This is a genomic window from Protaetiibacter mangrovi, from assembly GCF_024752305.1.
GTDB lineage: Bacteria > Actinomycetota > Actinomycetes > Actinomycetales > Microbacteriaceae > Homoserinibacter > Homoserinibacter mangrovi.
Map to the genome: position 1 here is coordinate 286,250 of NZ_JANTHX010000008.1, position 17,927 is coordinate 304,176.

General features: G+C 71.0%; 16 protein-coding genes. 15 read left to right on the forward strand and 1 reads right to left on the reverse strand.

Annotated features, from left to right (window positions below; genetic code table 11):
- The first annotated feature begins 13 nt into the window (after positions 1–13).
- The 14 genes from NUH29_RS12690 to NUH29_RS12755 all read left to right on the forward strand — a co-directional run bounded on the left by NUH29_RS12690 (position 14) and on the right by NUH29_RS12755 (position 13,092).
- On the forward strand, positions 14–862 hold the full coding sequence (locus tag NUH29_RS12690) for a nitrilase-related carbon-nitrogen hydrolase (RefSeq protein ID WP_258799565.1): 849 nt from the start codon (positions 14–16) through the stop codon (positions 860–862).
- A 76-nt stretch (positions 863–938) separates the two neighbouring features.
- Positions 939–2,372, forward strand: a complete 1,434-nt coding sequence (hydA, locus tag NUH29_RS12695) for a dihydropyrimidinase (protein ID WP_258799566.1) — start codon at positions 939–941, stop codon at positions 2,370–2,372.
- A gap of 14 nt (positions 2,373–2,386) precedes the next feature.
- Positions 2,387–3,403, forward strand: a complete 1,017-nt coding sequence (locus NUH29_RS12700) for a TIGR03842 family LLM class F420-dependent oxidoreductase (protein WP_258799567.1) — start codon at positions 2,387–2,389, stop codon at positions 3,401–3,403.
- Positions 3,400–4,320, forward strand: coding sequence for an ABC transporter permease (locus tag NUH29_RS12705; protein ID WP_258799569.1), 921 nt, complete (start codon positions 3,400–3,402; stop codon positions 4,318–4,320). The genes NUH29_RS12700 and NUH29_RS12705 overlap by 4 nt, the downstream gene beginning before the upstream one ends.
- Positions 4,317–5,126, forward strand: a complete 810-nt coding sequence (locus tag NUH29_RS12710) for an ABC transporter ATP-binding protein (protein ID WP_258799571.1) — start codon at positions 4,317–4,319, stop codon at positions 5,124–5,126. The genes NUH29_RS12705 and NUH29_RS12710 overlap by 4 nt, the downstream gene beginning before the upstream one ends.
- Positions 5,127–5,134: 8 nt before the next feature.
- Complete coding sequence (locus tag NUH29_RS12715; RefSeq protein ID WP_258799572.1) at positions 5,135–5,887, forward strand: ABC transporter permease; 753 nt, start codon at positions 5,135–5,137, stop codon at positions 5,885–5,887.
- A 58-nt stretch (positions 5,888–5,945) separates the two neighbouring features.
- Entirely contained in the window at positions 5,946–7,115 is a 1,170-nt protein-coding gene (locus NUH29_RS12720) for an ABC transporter substrate-binding protein (RefSeq protein WP_258799573.1), read from the forward strand.
- A gap of 79 nt (positions 7,116–7,194) precedes the next feature.
- Complete coding sequence (locus NUH29_RS12725; protein ID WP_258799574.1) at positions 7,195–8,511, forward strand: aspartate aminotransferase family protein; 1,317 nt, start codon at positions 7,195–7,197, stop codon at positions 8,509–8,511.
- 64 nt (positions 8,512–8,575) lie between these two features.
- Entirely contained in the window at positions 8,576–9,100 is a 525-nt protein-coding gene (locus tag NUH29_RS12730; RefSeq protein WP_258799575.1) for a YceD family protein, read from the forward strand.
- Positions 9,101–9,154: 54 nt separating this feature from the next.
- A complete protein-coding gene (gene rpmF, locus NUH29_RS12735; protein ID WP_141146263.1) occupies positions 9,155–9,358 on the forward strand; it encodes a 50S ribosomal protein L32 in 204 nt (67 codons plus the stop codon).
- A 55-nt stretch (positions 9,359–9,413) separates the two neighbouring features.
- A complete protein-coding gene (gene rnc / locus NUH29_RS12740; RefSeq protein WP_258799579.1) occupies positions 9,414–10,082 on the forward strand; it encodes a ribonuclease III in 669 nt (222 codons plus the stop codon).
- 7 nt (positions 10,083–10,089) lie between these two features.
- The gene (mutM, locus tag NUH29_RS12745; RefSeq protein WP_258799580.1) at positions 10,090–10,998 is read left to right on the forward strand and encodes a bifunctional DNA-formamidopyrimidine glycosylase/DNA-(apurinic or apyrimidinic site) lyase; all 909 of its coding nucleotides are present in this window, start codon (positions 10,090–10,092) and stop codon (positions 10,996–10,998) included.
- 32 nt (positions 10,999–11,030) lie between these two features.
- Positions 11,031–11,837 carry a Bax inhibitor-1/YccA family protein gene (locus NUH29_RS12750; RefSeq protein ID WP_258799581.1) on the forward strand — a complete coding sequence of 269 codons (807 nt, stop codon included), beginning with the start codon at positions 11,031–11,033 and terminating at the stop codon, positions 11,835–11,837.
- Between the two features lie 91 nt (positions 11,838–11,928).
- Positions 11,929–13,092 (forward strand): AI-2E family transporter, encoded by a 1,164-nt coding sequence (locus NUH29_RS12755; protein WP_258799582.1) that lies wholly within the window; start codon positions 11,929–11,931, stop codon positions 13,090–13,092.
- 4 nt (positions 13,093–13,096) lie between these two features.
- Here the strand turns inward: NUH29_RS12755 and NUH29_RS12760 are convergent, their stop codons facing one another.
- Positions 13,097–14,161: a GNAT family N-acetyltransferase gene (locus NUH29_RS12760; protein ID WP_258799583.1), complete on the reverse strand. Its 1,065-nt coding sequence runs from the start codon at positions 14,159–14,161 to the stop codon at positions 13,097–13,099.
- A gap of 185 nt (positions 14,162–14,346) precedes the next feature.
- Here NUH29_RS12760 and smc point away from each other — a divergent pair, with 185 nt between their 5' ends.
- Positions 14,347–17,886, forward strand: a complete 3,540-nt coding sequence (smc, locus tag NUH29_RS12765; protein WP_258799584.1) for a chromosome segregation protein SMC — start codon at positions 14,347–14,349, stop codon at positions 17,884–17,886.
- Positions 17,887–17,927 lie beyond the last annotated feature (41 nt).

Sequence of the window (17,927 nt, forward strand, 5' to 3'; positions counted from 1 at the left end):
GAGGAGACACTGCATGACCGTCGTACGCGCCGCCATCAGCCAGACCACCTGGACGGGCGACAAGGCATCCATGCTCGACAAGCACGAGGGCTTCCTCCGCGATGCGGCCGCCGACGGCGCCCAGCTGATGTGCTTCCAGGAGCTCTTCTACGGCCCGTACTTCGGCATCACGCAGGACAAGAAGTACTACCGCTACGCCGAGCCGGCCGACGGTCCGATCGTGCAGCGCTTCGCCGCGATCGCGAAGGAGCTCGGGGTGGTCACGATCCTCCCCATCTACGAGGAGGAGCAGACGGGCGTCTACTACAACACCACGGTCGTGGTCGACGCCGACGGGTCGATCCTCGGCAAGTACCGCAAGATCCACATCCCGCACGTCGAGAAGTTCTGGGAGAAGTTCTACTTCCGTCCCGGCAACCTCGGCTACCCCGTGTTCGAGACGGCCGTCGGCTCGGTCGGCACCTACATCTGCTACGACCGCCACTTCCCCGAGGGTTGGCGCGAGTACGGGCTCCGGGGCGCGCACATCGTCTGCAACCCGAACGCCACCAAGCCCGGCCTGTCGAACCGCCTGTGGGAGGTCGAGGGACCGGCCGCCGCGGTCGCCAACGGCTACTTCGTGCTGCAGCCCAACCGCGTCGGACGCGAGGACAACGAGTACGGCGACGACGCGGTCGACTTCTACGGCACATCCAATGTGATCGACCCGCGCGGCAACTTCGTCGGCGAGCGCGGATCGGGCACCCATGAGGAGCTGCTCGTGCGCGATCTGCAGATGGACCTCGTGCAGGAGATGCGCGACGACTGGCAGTTCTACCGGGACCGCCGCCCCGACACCTACACCGACATCGCGAAGCCGTAGACATGTCTATGGCCGCTCAGACGCCCGCGCGCGGGTGTCCCTGTGCTCGTAAAACCGTCCAAGGAGGGACCAACTGATGGCGACCACACTCATCACGGGCGGCACGGTCGTGTCGGCCACCGGACGCAGCCGGGCCGACGTGCTCATCGACGGCGAGACGATCGTCGCGGTGCTGGCTCCCGGCTCGCAGCTGCTCGGCACCGACCTTCGCCAGGGCGTCGACACGGTCGTCGACGCCACCGGCAAGTACGTCATCCCGGGTGGCGTCGACGCGCACACCCACTTCGAGCTGCCGTTCGGCGGCACCGAGGCATCCGACACCTTCGAGTCGGGCACCCGCGCCGCCGCCTGGGGCGGCACCACCTCGGTCATCGACTTCGCGGTGCAGACCACCGGCACCAGGGTGCAGGACGGGCTCGCGAAGTGGCACGAGAAGGCGGCCGGCAACTGCGCCATCGACTACGGCTTCCACCAGATCATGGGCGGCGTCGACGAGGACTCCCTCCAGGCGATGAAGGGCTTCGTCGACGAGGGCATCACGAGCTACAAGATGTTCATGGCCTACCCCGGCGTCTTCTACTCGGATGACGGCCAGATCCTGCGCGCGATGCAGACGGCGGCAGACCTGGGCCTCCTCACGATGATGCACGCCGAGAACGGTCCCGCGATCGACGTGCTCGCCGCGCAGCTCGCCGAGGCCGGCAAGACGACCCCGTACTACCACGGCATCGCGCGCGCCTGGCAGATGGAGGAGGAGGCCACCCACCGGGCGATCATGCTCGGCAACCTGACGGGTGCGCCGCTCTACGTCGTGCACGTCAGCGCCAAGCAGGCCGTCGAGCAGCTCGCCTGGGCCCGCGACAAGGGTCAGAACGTGTTCGGCGAGACCTGCCCGCAGTACCTCTACCTCTCGCTCGAGGAGCAGCTCGGCGCCTCGAGCGACGAGTGGGGCGCGTTCGAGGGCGCCAAGTGGGTGTGCTCGACGCCGCTGCGCTCCCGCGAGGAGGGCCACCAGGACCACATGTGGCAGGCGCTGCGCACGAACGACCTGCAGATGGTCTCGACCGACCACTGCCCGTTCTGCATGAAGGGTCAGAAGGAGCTCGGGAAGGACGACTTCCGCAAGATCCCGAACGGCATCGGCTCGATCGAGCACCGCATGGACCTCATGTACCAGGGCGTCGTGACGGGCGAGATCACCCTCGAGCGCTGGGTCGAGCTCACCTCGACGACGCCGGCGCGCATGTTCGGCATGTACGGCAAGAAGGGCGTCATCCAGCCCGGCGCCGACGGCGACATCGTCGTGTACGACCCGAACGGTCACACCTCGATCTCGGCCGCCACCCACCACATGAACATGGACCACTCGGCGTGGGAGGGCTTCGAGATCGACGGTCACGTCGACACCGTGCTCAGCCGCGGCAAGGTCATCGTCGACGACGGCCGGTACCTCGGCGCCAAGGGCGACGGGCGCTTCATCAAGCGCGGCCTGACCCAGTACCTGATCTGAACGGACACCAGCACATGGATTTCGGAGCAGTACTCCAGACCAACCCGCCCGCCAGCCGCACGGTTCATCTCGCCAAGCTCGCCGAGCAGTACGGCTTCAGCCACGTCTGGACCTTCGACTCGCACATCCTCTGGCAGGAGCCGTACGTCATCTACAGCCAGATCCTCGCGGAGACCCGCAAGGTGAAGGTGGGCCCGTTCGTCACCAATCCGGCGACCCGCGACTGGACGGTCACCGCATCCGTCTTCGCGACGCTCAACGAGATGTACGGCAACCGCACGATCGTGGGCATCGGCCGCGGCGACTCGGCGGTGCGCGTCACGAACGGCAAGCCGACGACCCTCGCCGAGCTGCGCGAGTCGATCCACGTCATCCGCGAGCTCGGAAACAGCCGCGCGGTCGACTACCACGGCTCGACGCTGCAGTTCCCGTGGTCCGAGGGCTCGGAGCTCGAGGTGTGGGTGGCCGCCTACGGGCCGCTCGCGCTCAAGCTCACGGGCGAGGTGGGTGACGGCTTCATCCTGCAGCTCGCGGATGTCGACATCGCCAAGTGGATGATCAAGACGGTGCGCGACGCCGCCGAGCAGGCCGGGCGCGACCCCGACGAGATCACCTTCTGCGTCGCGGCGCCGTTCTACATCGGCGACGACTGGGAGCACATGCGCGAGCAGTGCCGCTGGTTCGGCGGCATGGTGGGCAACCACGTCGCCGACGTCGTCGCCAAGTACGGCGCCGACGGCAGCGTGCCGAAGGCGCTCACCGACTACATCGAGGGCCGCACCGGCTACGACTACAACTCGCACGGCAAGGCGCACAACGACCACGTCGACTTCGTGCCCGACGAGATCGTCGACCGTTTCTGTCTGCTCGGCACCGCGCAGGACCACATCGAGAAGCTCGAGGAGCTGAAGTCGATCGGCGTGCACCAGTTCGCCGGCTACCTGCAGCACGACAACAAGGAGGAGACCCTCCGCGTGTACGGCGAGACCGTCATCCCCGCGCTCCGCGAGACGGTGACGGCCAAGTCGTGACGTCGGGTCGGGCTCAGGGCGGCGCCGCGCGCCGCTGGGTTCCGGTCGCCTGGGGAGCGGCGGGCATCGTCGCGGTCGCGCTGCTCTGGGAGCTCTACAAGTTCGTCGGGCCCTCCGAGGGCGTCGTGATCGGGCAGGTCGAGGGCGAGGCGGGATCGGGGGTGCTGATCCTGCCGCGCACCCACGACCGCGCCATGCCGCACATCTGGACGATGATCGGGCGCCTGTTCGAGCCGACGAGCGGCGGCTCGACCCCGCCGCTGTTCGTCTCCGTCGCGCAGGCCGCCCTGCTGAGTCTCGGCATCGCGGCGGTCGGCTGGCTGATCGGCGTCGCGGTCGGGATGCTGCTCGGGCTCGTGATGCAGCGCTGGAAGCTGCTCGAGTGGGGTCTGCTGCCCTGGATCGTCGTCAGCCAGATCGTGCCCCTCATCGCCTTCGCCCCGGTCGTCAACGCGATCGGCAACCAGATCGACCGCGGGGGCACCCCGTGGCCGCAGTGGCTGTCGGTCGCGGTGATCGCCTCGTATCTGGCGTTCTTCCCCGTCGCGGTGGGGGTGCTGCGCGGGCTCGAGGCGCCCGACCGCATCCACCTCGACCTCATGCGCAGCTACGCGGCGGGCTACTGGCCGACGCTGCTGCGGCTGCGGCTGCCGGCATCCGTGCCGCACCTGCTGCCCGCCCTGCGCCTCGCCGCCGCGAACGCCGTGCTCGGCGCGGTCGTCGCCGAGGTGTCGATCGGCATGCGCGGCGGCATCGGCCGCATGCTCATCCAGCTCGCCGGTCAGGCGTCGAGCGACCCGGCCGCCCCCTGGGGGCCGATGTTCGGGTCGATCGTGCTCGGCCTCATCGCCGCCGGCTCGGTCGCGCTCATCGGACTCGGGCTCAAGAACTACCGCAGAGGAGAGGCGACGGCATGACCGCCACCACCCCCACCACCGACCTCGCAGTCCAGGCCACCGGCGTCGGCAAGGTCTTCCCGACGAAGGCGGGCGACGTCGCCGCGCTCACCGAGGTCGAGCTCGAGGTGAAGGCCGGCGAGTTCGTCTCGCTCATCGGCCCGTCTGGATGCGGCAAGTCGACCCTGCTGCGCCTCATCGCCGATCTCGACCAGGCGAGCTCCGGCGAGCTCACGATCTTCGGCAAGCCGGCCCGGCGCGCCCGCATCGACCAGGACTACGGCATCGCCTTCCAGCAGGCCGGTCTGCTGCCCTGGCGCACCGTCGCCGCGAACATCGGGCTGCCGCTCGAGCTGCACAAGGTCGGGAAGGCGGAGCGCGACGCCCGCGTCGCCGAGCTCGCCGAACTCGTCGGGCTCACCGACTTCGTCGACCGGTATCCCGACCAGCTCTCGGGCGGCATGCAGCAGCGCGTCGCCATCGCGCGGTCGCTCGCGGCGCGCCCGAAGCTGCTGCTCATGGACGAGCCGTTCGGCGCGCTCGACGAGATGACCCGCGAGTACCTGCAGGGCGAGCTCACCCGCATCGCCGCCGAGACGGGTGCGGCCGTGGTGTTCGTGACCCACTCGATCCCGGAGGCGGTGTTCCTCTCCGACCGCGTCGTCGTGATGAGCCCGCGGCCCGGACGCATCACCGACGTCATCGAGACGGGCCTCGGCGAGGTGCGCGACGAGGCGCTGCGCGAGAGCCCGGCGTACTTCGAGAAGGTCACCGCGGTGCGCGAGGCGCTCCACGGCACCAAGGTCGAGAGGGCGAACGAGCGATGAGTGCGGCGTTGCCGAGCTGGCTCCGCGTCGTCTCCCCGATCGCGGTGGGACTGCTCATCGTGGTGGCGTGGACGCTCTACGTGCAGTTCGGCGACGCTCCGCGCGCGCTCCCCAGCCCGATCGCGATCGGGCAGGAGTTCGTGCTGCGCTGGGGCATCATCTGGGACGACATGCTGGTCACCGGCACGAACGCCGCCATCGGCCTCACGGTCGGCGCCGTGCTCGCGGTGATCCTCGCCGGACTCGCGGCCGCGTGGCGTCCCGTCGACGGGATGCTGGCCCCGCTGGTCGCCGCGCTCGCCGTCATCCCGATCGTCGCGATCACCCCGATCCTCAACACCATGTTCGGCGCGTCCAGCCAGTTCGGCCGTGCGGCGGTCGCGACGATCGCCGCGTTCATCCCGGTGTTCGTCAACGTGCTGCGGGGGCTGCGGCAGACCCGTCCGGTGCACCGCGACGTCATGCGCGCCTCCGCCGCGACGAGTGCTCAGACGTTCCGGATGCTGACCCTGCCGACCGCGGTGCCGTACCTCATGACGGGTCTCCGGGTCGCCGGGTCGCTCGCCGTGATCGCGGCGCTCGTCGCCGAGTACTTCGGCGGACCCTCCGACGGCATCGGCACCTCCATCGCGACGTACGCGAAATCCGGCCGGGCGGCACTCGCCTGGGCCTACGTCGGCGGTGGCATCCTCATCGGCCTCGTGTTCTTCCTGGTCACCGCGCTCCTCGAGCGACTGGTGACGAGGCATGCGCCGGCGTGACCGGCATCCGCACCACCCCCTGCACCATCTCGATCACCACGAAACGAAAGGGAACAGCATGAGACTCAGCAAGAGGCGCGGTCTCGGACTCGTGTCCGCGGCCGCCGTCACGGCGCTCGCGCTCGCGGCGTGCTCCGGCACGTCCGACACCGACTCCGGCTCGGACGACGGCGACTTCACGCCGCTCACCTCCATCAAGCTCCAGCTCCAGTGGCTGCCGCAGGCGCAGTTCGCCGGCTACTACCTCGCGCAGGAGAAGGGCTACTTCGAGGAGGAGGGCTTCGACTCGGTCGAGATCGTCCCCTCGGGCGGTGACATCGTGCCGCAGGACGCCCTGGTGGCCGGCGACGTCGACTTCGCGATCGCCTGGGTCCCGAAGGTGCTCGGCACCCTCGAGGCCTCCGGTGTCGAGCTGACCGACATCGCCCAGGTCTTCCAGGCCTCCGGCACCACGCAGGTCTCCTGGAAGGACAGCGGCATCACCTCGGTCGCCGACTTCGAGGGCAAGCGCATCGGCTCGTGGGGCTTCGGCAACGAGTGGGAGATCTTCGCCGCGATGGCGGCCGACGGCCTCGACTCCACCTCGGTGTCGATCACCACGCAGGACTTCTCGATGAACGCCCTGCTCGACAACGACGTGGACGCCGCCCAGGCGATGACCTACAACGAGCTCGCGCAGCTGCTCGAGACGGTCAACCCCGCCACCGGCGAGCTGTACACGATGGACGACCTCGACGTCATCTACTACGAGGACACCGAGGGCGCCATGCTGCAGGACGCCATCTGGGCCGACACCCAGCGCCTCGAGGACCCGGCCTACGCCGACGCCGCGGTGCGCTTCCTGAAGGCGATCGCCAAGGGCTGGCTGTACGCCCGGGACAACCCCGAGGACGCCGCCTCGATCGTCTACGACATCGCGTCGAACGCCGAGGCCGCCTTCCCGGTCGGTCCCGTGCACCAGCTGTGGCAGATGAACGAGGTCAACAAGCTCATCTGGACCGGCGCCGACTTCGGCGTCGTCGACGACGCGGCCTGGAAGAAGACCGTGGCGGGCGCCCTCTCGGCGACCAACCAGGACGGACTTCCGCTCATCACGACGGACCCCGCCGCGTCGGCGTACTCCAACGAGTACATCGAGAAGGCGCTGGCCGAGCTGAAGGACGAGGGAGTCGACCTGTCGGGCTCCTACACTCCGATCGAGGTCACCCTCACCGAGGGCGGCCAGTAACACCCACCAGCCGGGGCGGGCGGTCTTCGGGCCGCCCGCCCCGCACCCCGCCGTCCGGCGGCCCAGCCAGGGAACAGATATGAGCACCAACCAGCAGACCCTCGACCTCGACCGCGCCCACGTGTTCCACTCGTGGTCGGCGCAGGGCGCCCTCACCCCGTTCGTGATCGCCGGCGCATCCGGCACCGAGGTGTGGGACTACGACGGCAACCGCTTCCTCGACTTCTCGAGCCAGCTCGTCAACATCAACATCGGGCACGCGCACCCGAAGGTCGTCGCGGCGATCCAGGAGCAGGCCGCGATCCTGCCCACGGTCGCGCCCGCCCACGCCAACCTCGTGCGCGGCGAGGCCGCCGCGCGCATCCTCGCGAAGGCGGGCCCCACCTTCGGCAAGATCTTCTTCACCAACGGCGGTGCGGATGCCAACGAGAACGCGATGCGGATGGCGCGCCTCACGACCGGGCGCGACAAGATCCTCTCCACCTACCGCAGCTACCACGGCAACACGGGCGCGGCGGTGGTGGCGACCGGCGACTGGCGGCGCGTGCCCAACGAGTTCGCGCGCGGTCACGCCCACTTCTTCGGGCCGTTCCCGTACCGCTCGGAGTTCTGGTCCGACAGCCCCGAGCAGGAGGCCGAGCGCGCACTGCACCACCTCGAGCGCGTCATCGTGGCCGAGGGGGCGAGCTCGATCGCGGCGCTGCTGCTGGAGGGGATCCCGGGCACCGCCGGGGTCATCACGCCCCCGCCCGGCTGGTGGGCCGGGGTGCGTGCCCTGTGCGACAAGTACGGCATCCTGCTGATCGTCGACGAGGTCATGTCGGGCTTCGGGCGCACGGGCGACTGGTTCGCCTGGCAGAACCCGGAGCTCAACCCCGACGGGGTGGTGCCCGACCTCGTGACCTTCGCGAAGGGCGTCAACTCGGGCTACGTGCCGATCGGCGGCGTCGTCATCTCCGAGTCGATCGCCCACGTCTTCGACGACCAGGTGTTCCCCGGCGGGCTCACCTACTCGGGGCACCCGCTCGCGGCCGCGTCGATCGTCGCCTCGATCGACGCGATGGTCGAAGAGGGCATCGTCGAGAACGCCGCCACCATCGGCCGCGAGGTGCTCGGGCCCGGGCTGCACGCGCTCGCCGAGTCGCATCCGATGATCGGCGACGTGCGCGGGCTCGGCGTGTTCTGGGCGCTCGACCTGGTGACTGACCGCGAGACCCGCGAACCGGTGCCGGCCGCCACGATCGGCGCGCTCAAGAAGGAGCTCATGGATCGCGGCTACCTGCCGTTCACGGCCGACAACCGCATCCACGTCGTGCCGCCGTGCACCGTCACCGCCGAGGAGTGCCTGCGCGCCCTCGCGATCCTCGACGAGGCCTTCACCGCCGTCGAGGGCTGACCCCGCGTGCGCCCCTCGCCGCTCGGGCGGCGGGGGGCCGCCGCGGCGCGTAGAATCGGCGACCGTGCCCACCGTGACCAACCCGTACATCGTGCCCGTGCACGACCTCATGCACCGGCCCGGCGAACTGCGCGTGCGCGTGCTCGAGTTCGACGCCCCGGAGCAGCTCGGCGAGTCCGTCGCGGTCGTGAAGCCCGGCACCCCGGTGCGCATCGAGCTGCGCCTCGAGGGCCTGCACGACGGCGTCCTCGTGACCGGCGAGGTCGACACGACCGCCGACGGCGAGTGCGTGCGCTGCCTCGACCCGGTGGAGGTGCCGGTCGAGGTCGAATTCCAGGAGCTTTTCGCGTATTCTGAGGACGAAGCTTTCGACTTCGCGATTCGAGACGATCACGTGAATCTCGAATCCGTCGTGCGGGATGCGGTGGTGCTGGCACTGCCGTTCCAGCCGGTCTGCCGACCGGACTGCCCCGGTCTCGACCCCGTCACGGGGGAGAAGCTGCCGGATGGCGTCCAGCCCCAGGACCGCGAGGTGACCGACCCCCGGTGGGCGGCGCTCGAAGGCTTCCGCCCCACCGAGACCGACTAGACCTCCGGCGACCTGCCGACACGCAGGAAGCCGAACACGAAAGAAGAGACAGCCATGGCCGTTCCCAAGCGCCGCCAGTCGCGTGCCAACACGCACGCCCGCCGTTCGCAGTGGAAGGCGTCCGTGCCGACCCTGGTGAAGACCGTCGAGAACGGCAAGGTCACCTACAGCCTCCCGCACCGCGCGAAGGTCGTCGAGGACTCCGCCGGTACTCCGCTCTACCTGGAGTACAAGGGCCGTAAGGTCGCCGACGTCTGAGCCGCTGCCCTCCGGCAGCATCCCTCCTCCGGACGGCGAGGTCGCACGCGCCGAGTTGAACTCGGTGCTCCAGCTCGAGATCGAACCCGAGCTGCTGACGCTCGCCCTGACGCACCGCTCGTACGCGTACGAGAACGGCGGCATCGGGCACAACGAGCGTCTCGAGTTCCTCGGAGACTCGATCCTCGGGCAGGCCGTCACGGTCATGCTCTACCTCGAGAACCCGGACGTCGACGAGGGCGAGCTCGCCAAGCGGCGGGCGAGCCTCGTCAGCTCCGCCGCGCTCGCCGAGATCGCGGGCCACATCGACCTCGGGCGCTACGTGCTGCTCGGGCGCGGTGAGGAGCTCACCGGCGGACGCGAGAAGCAGTCGATCCTCGCCGACTGCGTCGAGGCCATCATCGGCGCCGCCTACCTCTCCGTGGGTCCCGACGCCGCGACGGCGCTCGTGCTGCGCCTCATCGCGCCGCTGCTCGCCGACCCCGACCGCTTCGGGGCCGCGATGGACCCGAAGACGAGCCTGCAGGAGCTCTCGACGCGTCTCGGCAAGGGTCTGCCGCAGTACAAGGTGACCGACTCCGGACCCGACCACTCGAAGCGCTTCTCGGCCTCCGTCTCGGTCGCGGGGGAGACGATCGCCTCCGGGGACGGCACGAGCAAGAAGCAGGCCGAGATGGCTGCGGCCCTCGCGGCCTGGGCGATCCTGCAGCGCCCCAAGCGCTGAGCCGGCCGTGCCCGAGCTCCCCGAGGTCGAGGTCGTCCGCGCCGGGCTGATCCCCGCCGTCACGGATGCCGTGGTCACCCGCGTGCGCGTGCTCGACGAGCGCTCGCTGCGGCGGCATCCGGGCCCGTCCGAGGACTTCGTGGAGCGCCTCACCGGGGTCCGCCTCGCCGCCCCGTCCCGCCGCGGCAAGTACCTCTGGATCCCGATCGGCGAGGAGGCGCTCGTCGTGCACCTGGGCATGAGCGGGCAGGTGCTGCTGCGGGATCCGGATGCGGAGACCGCACGTCTCGCGCGCATCCTCATCGACCTGGAGCAGCCCGCGCACGGCCCGGTGCGCCTCGACTTCGTCGACCAGCGCATCTTCGGTTCGATGGCGCTCGACCGCCTCGTGCCGACGCCGGACCGCCCCGGCGAGCGCGTCCCCGCATCCGTCGCCCACATCGCGCGCGATCCGCTCGACCCGCACTTCGACGACCGCGCCTTCCTCGACCGGCTCGCCCGGCGCGACACGACGATCAAACGCGCGCTGCTCGACCAGACCCTCGTGTCCGGCGTGGGCAACATCTACGCCGACGAGGCGCTGTGGGCCGCCCGGGTGCACTACGAGCAGCCGACCCGCACCCTCGGCCGCCCGCGCGCCCGTACCCTGCTCGCCGAGGTGCGCCACGTGCTCGAGAAGGCGCTCGCCGAGGGCGGCACGAGCTTCGACGCGCAGTACGTCAACGTCAACGGGGCCTCGGGGTACTTCTCGCACTCGCTCAACGTCTACGGGCAGCAGGGACGACCGTGCCCGCGCTGCGGTCGCCCGGTGGTCCGCGAGAGCTTCATGAACCGCGGATCGCACCTGTGCCCGCACTGCCAGCGCATCCGTTCTCCGAGAGCGGACTCCCAGGTGCCGGGCGGCTCCTCCGGATAGGCTGGGCCCAGCCCTCGACGTAAGGACTCGCCATGGCCAACCCCGCCTTCTCGACGAACCCCGCCTTCAACGGAAAGGGCACGCCCGCCGTGCCGACGCCGTCGGCCGAGCAGCTGCAGACCCAGTTCGAGCTGCCCGCGGCGCCCGACCCGGCCGCCGCGGCCCCGATGACCGTCGACGGCACCGTCCGCGTCTCGCTCGCGACCTTCGGCGTGCTCGTCGCCGGCGCCGCCATCGGCTGGGTGACCCTGCCGCTCGTGCCGTTCCTCTGGATCGGCGCCGGCGTCGTCGGGTTCGTGCTGGCGCTGGTCAACATCTTCAAGCGTGAGCCGTCGCCCGGCCTGATCCTCGGCTACGCCGCCGCGCAGGGCGTGTTCCTCGGCGGCATCTCCGCGTTCTACGAGATGCAGTGGCCCGGCATCATCAGCCAGGCGGTGCTCGCGACCCTCTCGGTGGTCGGCGTGACGCTCGCGCTGTTCGCGAGCGGCAAGGTGCGCGCCTCGGCGAAGGCCACCAAGGTCTTCCTGATCGCCATGGTCGGCTACCTGCTGTTCTCGGTCATCAACGTGTTCGTGATGATCTTCGGCGGCGCGGACGCCAACCCGTGGGGCCTGCGCGGATCGGTGGAGCTGTTCGGCATCCCGCTCGGTCTCATCCTCGGCGTCTTCGCCGTGCTGCTGGGCGCCTACTCGCTCGTGCTCGACTTCGACTTCATCCAGAAGGGCGTGCAGAACCGCATCCCGAAGAAGTACCAGTGGACGGGTGCCTTCGGCATCATGGTCACGGTCATCTGGCTGTACACCGAGATCCTGCGCCTGCTCGCCATCGCGCGCCGCTGATCGGGGCGGGGATCGCCCGGCGCGGGTGATACCCGCACGGGCGGTCGCGCCCTAACCTGCCACCAGACGCTCCACGACGGAACGAGGTGGCATGGCCGAGGCGCAGGTCGGACCCGACGGCGGCGACGCCGCAGCGTCCCGACGATTCGCGATCCCCCGGGCGACCGGCATCCTGCTGGCCCTCGCCGGTGCCACGGTCGCCGCGGCCGGCATCTCGTCGATCCGGTCGATCGCGGCGCCGGTGCTGTTCGCGCTGATCCTCACCATCACCGTGCAGCCGGTGCGCGTGGCGCTCGAGAAGCGGGGGGTGCCGCACGGCATCGCCACCGGGTCGGTCATCATCTCGGTGTTCGCGCTGCTCGCCGGATTCTTCGCCGCGCTCTTCGTCGCCCTGGGGCAGTTCGCGGCGCTGCTGCCGCAGTTCGCGCCGCAGCTCGAGCAGTTCGCCGCGAACGTCGGCAGCTGGCTGACGGGGCTGGGCTTCGGTCCCGAGCAGGTGCACGAGATCGTCGCGGGCTTCGACCCGACCGCCCTGCTGAACCTGGTCGGCGGCCTGCTCGGCGGGGTCGGCGGGCTGGTGTTCTGGCTCGTGACCGTCATCACGACGACACTGTTGATGGCGATGGACGGCACCTACCTGCCGACGCTGCTGTCGCAACTGCGGTCCTCGCGACCGCACATGGTGGAGGCGCTGGTCGGGTTCGGCTCCGGGGTGCGCCGCTACATGGCCGTGACGACCGGGCTCGGACTCGCCCAGGGGGTGTTCAACTGGCTCGCCCTGCTCGCGCTGCAGGTGCCGGGCGCACTCCTCTGGGGCATCCTCTCGTTCCTGTGCAGCTTCATCCCGAACATCGGATACTTCATCGCGATCATCCCGCCGATCGTCTTCGGCGCCCTCGTCGGCGGCTGGCCGACGGTGATCTGGGTGATCGTCATCTACGGCGTCATCAACGCGGTCGTGCAGTCGATCGTGCAGCCGGTGGTGGTGGGCAACGCGGTGCTGCTGAACCAGACCATCACCTTCGTCTCGGTGCTCTTCTGGGCGGTGATCCTCGGCCCGATGGGCGCGATCCTGGCGGTGCCGCTCACGCTCGGGGTGCGCACGATCCTGATCGACTCCGACCCCGCGGCACGGTGGTGGCGTCCGCTGACCGGCGATCTCGGCGAGACGCGCCAGGTGCTGAAGGCGACGGATGCCGAACGCAAGGCCGCGCGCGCGAAACGCCGGGAGGCGGCGGAGTGGCAGGAGGACTGACCGTTCACAGCTCGGCCCGCCACACCCCCTCGTAGGACACGGGCACGAAGCCGAGCGCCTCGTTGACGTCGAGCATCGGCCGGTTCTCCTCGGCGTTGAAGGTCAGCGCGCTCGGATGCCCGGGGAACGCGGTCGCCAGGTGGTCGAGGTTGGCGAGTTTCACGAGCATCCCCAGGCCGTGCCCGCGGTACTCCTCGAGCACGAGCGTGCCGTACTGCTGGGCGGCACGGTGGGTCTGCGGGGGCAGCGAGTACTCGGTGTATCCGGCCAGCCGCCCGCTCGGCAGATGCTCCACGGCCGTCGTCACCATGACCCGCGGATCGTCGCGCTGCTTGCGGGCATCCTCCGACGCCACGCGGTCGGCGTCCCAGACATCCTCGGGGGTGCCCACCTCGCCGTCGGGCGGGTCGGTGCTCATCCGCGTGAACAGCACCGCGATCCCGGCCCGCCAGCGTTCCGGGGTGGGGCCCACCCAGTGGTGGAGGGCGAAGTCGGGCCCGCTGCGGGCCGCGGCCGCCGCGAGCCGCTCGCCGATCCCCGGCACCGGGAGGGCGAGCCGGCTCAGCCGGTTCACCTGCTCGAGCCGGTAGCCGCGGGCGTCCATGAAGCGCGTCGACCGCGACGCCGCGGGAACCGAGCCGTAGCCGGTGGGGGCGATGCGCCGCTCGCCGTCGGTCGCGAACTCCGGAACGTAGGCCACCACGCGCCGGCGGCCCCGCTCACGGGCCGCCGCCTCGAGCGCGTCCATCAGGCCGCGACCCGCGCCGCGTCCTTCGGCGGCGGGGTCGGTGGCCGCGTAGACCCACGACATGTCGGGGTCGTCGAGCTGGAACTCGATCCAGCCGGATCCGACGACCGTGTCGCCGTCGCGCGCCACGAACAGCTGCGCGGGGCGGTGCGGGTCCTGGTAGTGGGGCAGCTCCTCCTCGGGCTCGTAGGCGCGATCGGGCGTCGCGAACCACTTCGCGTCGGCCCGGTTGCTCACGGTGATCGCCTCGACGAAGTCGTCCCACCCCGCGGCCCCGACCCGCTCGGGAATGCCGAGCTCCTCGATCCTGATGGCGCCCACGGCGCACCGCCCTCCGCCGCCCCGCGGGCAGCCGATCAGGATAGCCCGAGCGCGGTCCGCACCGCGATCACGATCCGGCAACGGGCGCAGCGGCCGACGTCGCGGCACCCCGTCTCCGTGCGAGGAGCAGGGCCCGGCGGGCGCTAGCGTAGAGCGATGCCGCACGACGCGAGGGAGGTGGCCGGGTGCATCTGAAGAGCTTGACCCTCAAGGGGTTCAAGTCGTTCGCCCAGCCGACCACGTTCGCCTTCGAGAAGGGCGTCACCTGCGTCGTCGGCCCGAACGGCTCCGGCAAGTCGAACGTCGTCGACGGCCTCGCCTGGGTGATGGGCGAGCAGGGCGCGAAGACCCTCCGCGGCGGCAAGATGGAGGACGTCATCTTCGCCGGCACCGCGACACGCGGGCCGCTCGGCCGCGCCGAGGTGCTGCTCACGATCGACAACGCCGACGGCGCCCTGCCGATCGAGTACGCCGAGGTCACGATCTCGCGCACCCTCTTCCGCAACGGCGGCAGCGAGTACGCCATCAACGGGGAGCAGTGCCGCCTGCTCGACGTGCAGGAGCTGCTCTCCGACTCGGGACTCGGCCGCGAGATGCACGTCATCGTCGGCCAGGGGCAGCTCGACCAGGTGCTGCACGCCACCCCGGAGGACCGCCGCGGCTTCATCGAGGAGGCCGCCGGCATCCTGAAGCACCGTCGCCGCAAAGAGAAGACGCTCCGCAAGCTCGACGCCATGCAGGCGAACCTCACCCGCCTCTCCGATCTCGCGGGCGAGATCCGGCGTCAGCTGAAGCCCCTGGGCCAGCAGGCGCAGATCGCGCGCGAGGCGCAGTCGATCGCCGCGATCGTGCGCGACGCGCGGGCCCGGCTGCTCGCCGACGAGGTCGTCGAGCTGCGCCGCTCGATCACGGATGTGACCCGCAGCGAGTCGGAGCGCAAGACGGAGCGCGTGGTGCTGCAGGAGCAGCTCGACCAGTCGAAGCTGCGCCAGGCGCGCATCGAGCAGTCGGAGACCTCGGACGCCGTCGACGACGCACGACGTGTCGCATTCGGTCTGGAGCAGGTGCAGGATCACCTGCGCTCGCTGTTCACGCTCGCCAACCAGCGGCTCTCGCTGCTCTCGCAGCAGGCGGAGCTCCCCGGGATGGGTTCGGGGCTGACGGAGGCCACGGTCGCCGAGGCGGCAGCCGAGGCCGAGCGGCTGCAGGGGGGCATCGCCGACGCCGAGGTGCTGCTCGGTCGGGCGACCGCGGTCACGGCCACCGCCCGCGCGAGCCTCGACTCGCTCGACGAGGAGATCAGCGCCCAGTCGGCGCTCGTCAGCCAGCACGACCTCGAGCAGGGGCGCCTCGCGGGCGCCGTCCGCGCCGCCGAGGAGCGCCTCGGCGCACTGCACGCCCAGCTCGAGCGGCAGCGCACGGCGCTCACCGCCGCCGAGGAGCGCCGCGAGGCGGCCCGAGCCGAGCTCGTGGCCCTCGAGGGCGACGACGCGGGGGCCGTGGAGGATTCGGAGCTGGCGGCCGCGGTGGAGACGACGGAGCGGTCGGTCGCCGCGCTGCAGGAGCGCGTGGACGCCCTGCGCGACGAGGTGCACGCCGCCGAGCGCGAGCGCGACGCCCTCGCCGCCCGTACGAGCGCGCTGACCATGGCGACCGACCAGCAGGACGGTTCGCAGCAGATCATCGGCCTCGCCGGCATCCGCGGCCTCGTCGCCGAGAGCATCAAGGTCGAGGCCGGCTACGAGGCGGCGATCGCCGCCGCACTCGGAACCCTCGCCGACGCCGTGCTCGCCGAGAGCTGGGATGCCGCGGTCGCCGCCCTCGGGCACGCGCGCGGCGCCGGCGCCGGCCGGGTCGAGATCGTCGTCGCGGACGCGTCCGCGCCCGCCGACCCCGCGGGACTCCCCGCGGGCGTGCGCAGCGCCGCGTCCCTGGTCGCCGGCCCGAACGGCATCCGCGGGGTGCTCGCCGGCGTCGTGGTGGTCGACGACCTGGGCACCGCCCGCGCCGCCTGGCCGGCGCTGTCCCGTCAGGGCGGCATCACCGTCATCACCCGCGAGGGCGACGTGCTGGCCGAGCACGTGCTGCGCGGCGGCTCGGGCACCGGGCGCAGCCGCATCGAGCTGCTCGCCGAGCGCGACGCGGCGCAGGAGAAGCTCGTGGCGGTGACCACCACGATCGAGCGCCTCGCCCACGAGCTCGCGGAGCATCGCGAGCAGCTCGACCTGGCCCGCATCGACCTCGTGCAGGCGCAGGCCGCGCTCAAGCAGTTCGAGACCCGGCTCGCCGAACGCAGCGAGGCCCTCGGGCGCTCCCGCGTGCAGCTCGAGGCCGCCGCGGCCGAGAGCGAGCGCCTCGCGGAGGCGATGGGCGGCCTCAGCGAGCAGGTCGCGGCCGCCGAGGCGGGTCGCGACAAGGCGATGGCCGACCGCGACGCCCACGCCGCCACGCCGCGTCCGATCCTCGACGTGTCGGCGCGCGACGGACTGCTCGCCGAGCTCGAGGCCGCACGCGCCGCCGAGGTCGCCGCCCGGGTCGAGTTGGAGACCGCGCGTGAGCGGGTGCGCGCCCAGCGCGAGCAGGCCGACCAGCTGCGCCGCCGGCTGGAGGCTGAACGCGCCGCCGCGCAGGAGGCCGCGCGCCTCGCCGTGATCCGCCGCCACCAGATCGAGGCCGCCCAGGGCGTCATCGAGGCACTGCCCGCCGTGCTCGACACCGCCGATCGCTCGGTCGCCGAGGCCCGGGTCGCGCTCGCGGCCGCCGAAGCCGACCGCGCCAAGCAGAACGAGGAGCTCGCCGAGCTGCGCCACACCGAGACGGCGCTGCGCGAGCGGCTCGCCGCGCTCAACGAGAACGTGCACGGCCTCGAGATGCAGGCCTACGAGAAGAAGCTGCACCTGTCGTCGCTGCTCGAGCGCGCCGCCGACGAGCTCGGTCTCGTCGAGGACGTGCTCGTGGCCGAGTACGGACCGGAGGTGCCCGTCCCGGTCGACGCAGCCCCGGCATCCGACGACGACGCGGACGCGGACCCCGAGGAGCTGCGGACCGAGCCGTTCGACCGGGCGCGGCAGAAGGCGCGGCTCGAGAAGGCGGAGCGCAAGTACGCGCAGCTCGGGCGCGTGAACCCGCTCGCCCTCGAGGAGTTCGCCGCCCTCGAGCAGCGCCACAAGTTCCTCACCGAGCAGCTCGCCGACCTCACCGCGACCCGCAAGGACCTGCTGACGATCATCGAGGAGATCGACGAGAAGATGCAGGACATCTTCGCGGCGGCGTTCGACGACACCAAGGCCGCCTTCGACGAGGTCTTCCCGCTGCTGTTCCCGGGCGGCACCGGCTCGCTGCACCTCACGAACCCCGACGACATGCTGACCACCGGCATCGAGGTGACCGTGAAGCCCGCGGGCAAGAAGATCGAGCGGCTGTCGCTGCTCTCGGGCGGCGAGCGCTCGCTCGCGGCGGTGGCCCTGCTGTTCGCGATCTTCACCGCCCGGCCGAGCCCCTTCTACATCCTCGACGAGGTCGAGGCGGCGCTCGACGACGCCAACCTCGGCCGTCTGCTGACGGTCATCGAGCGGCTGCGCGAGAACTCGCAGCTCATCGTCATCACGCACCAGAAGCGCACGATGGAGATCGCGGATGCGCTCTACGGCGTCTCGATGCGGCAGGACGGCGTGAGCGCCGTCGTCGGCCAGCGCGTGGCGGTCGAGTCCGAGCGCGCGAGCTGAGTCCGCACCTCTGTCGCGGGGGCGTCCCGCTCCGCTAGCTT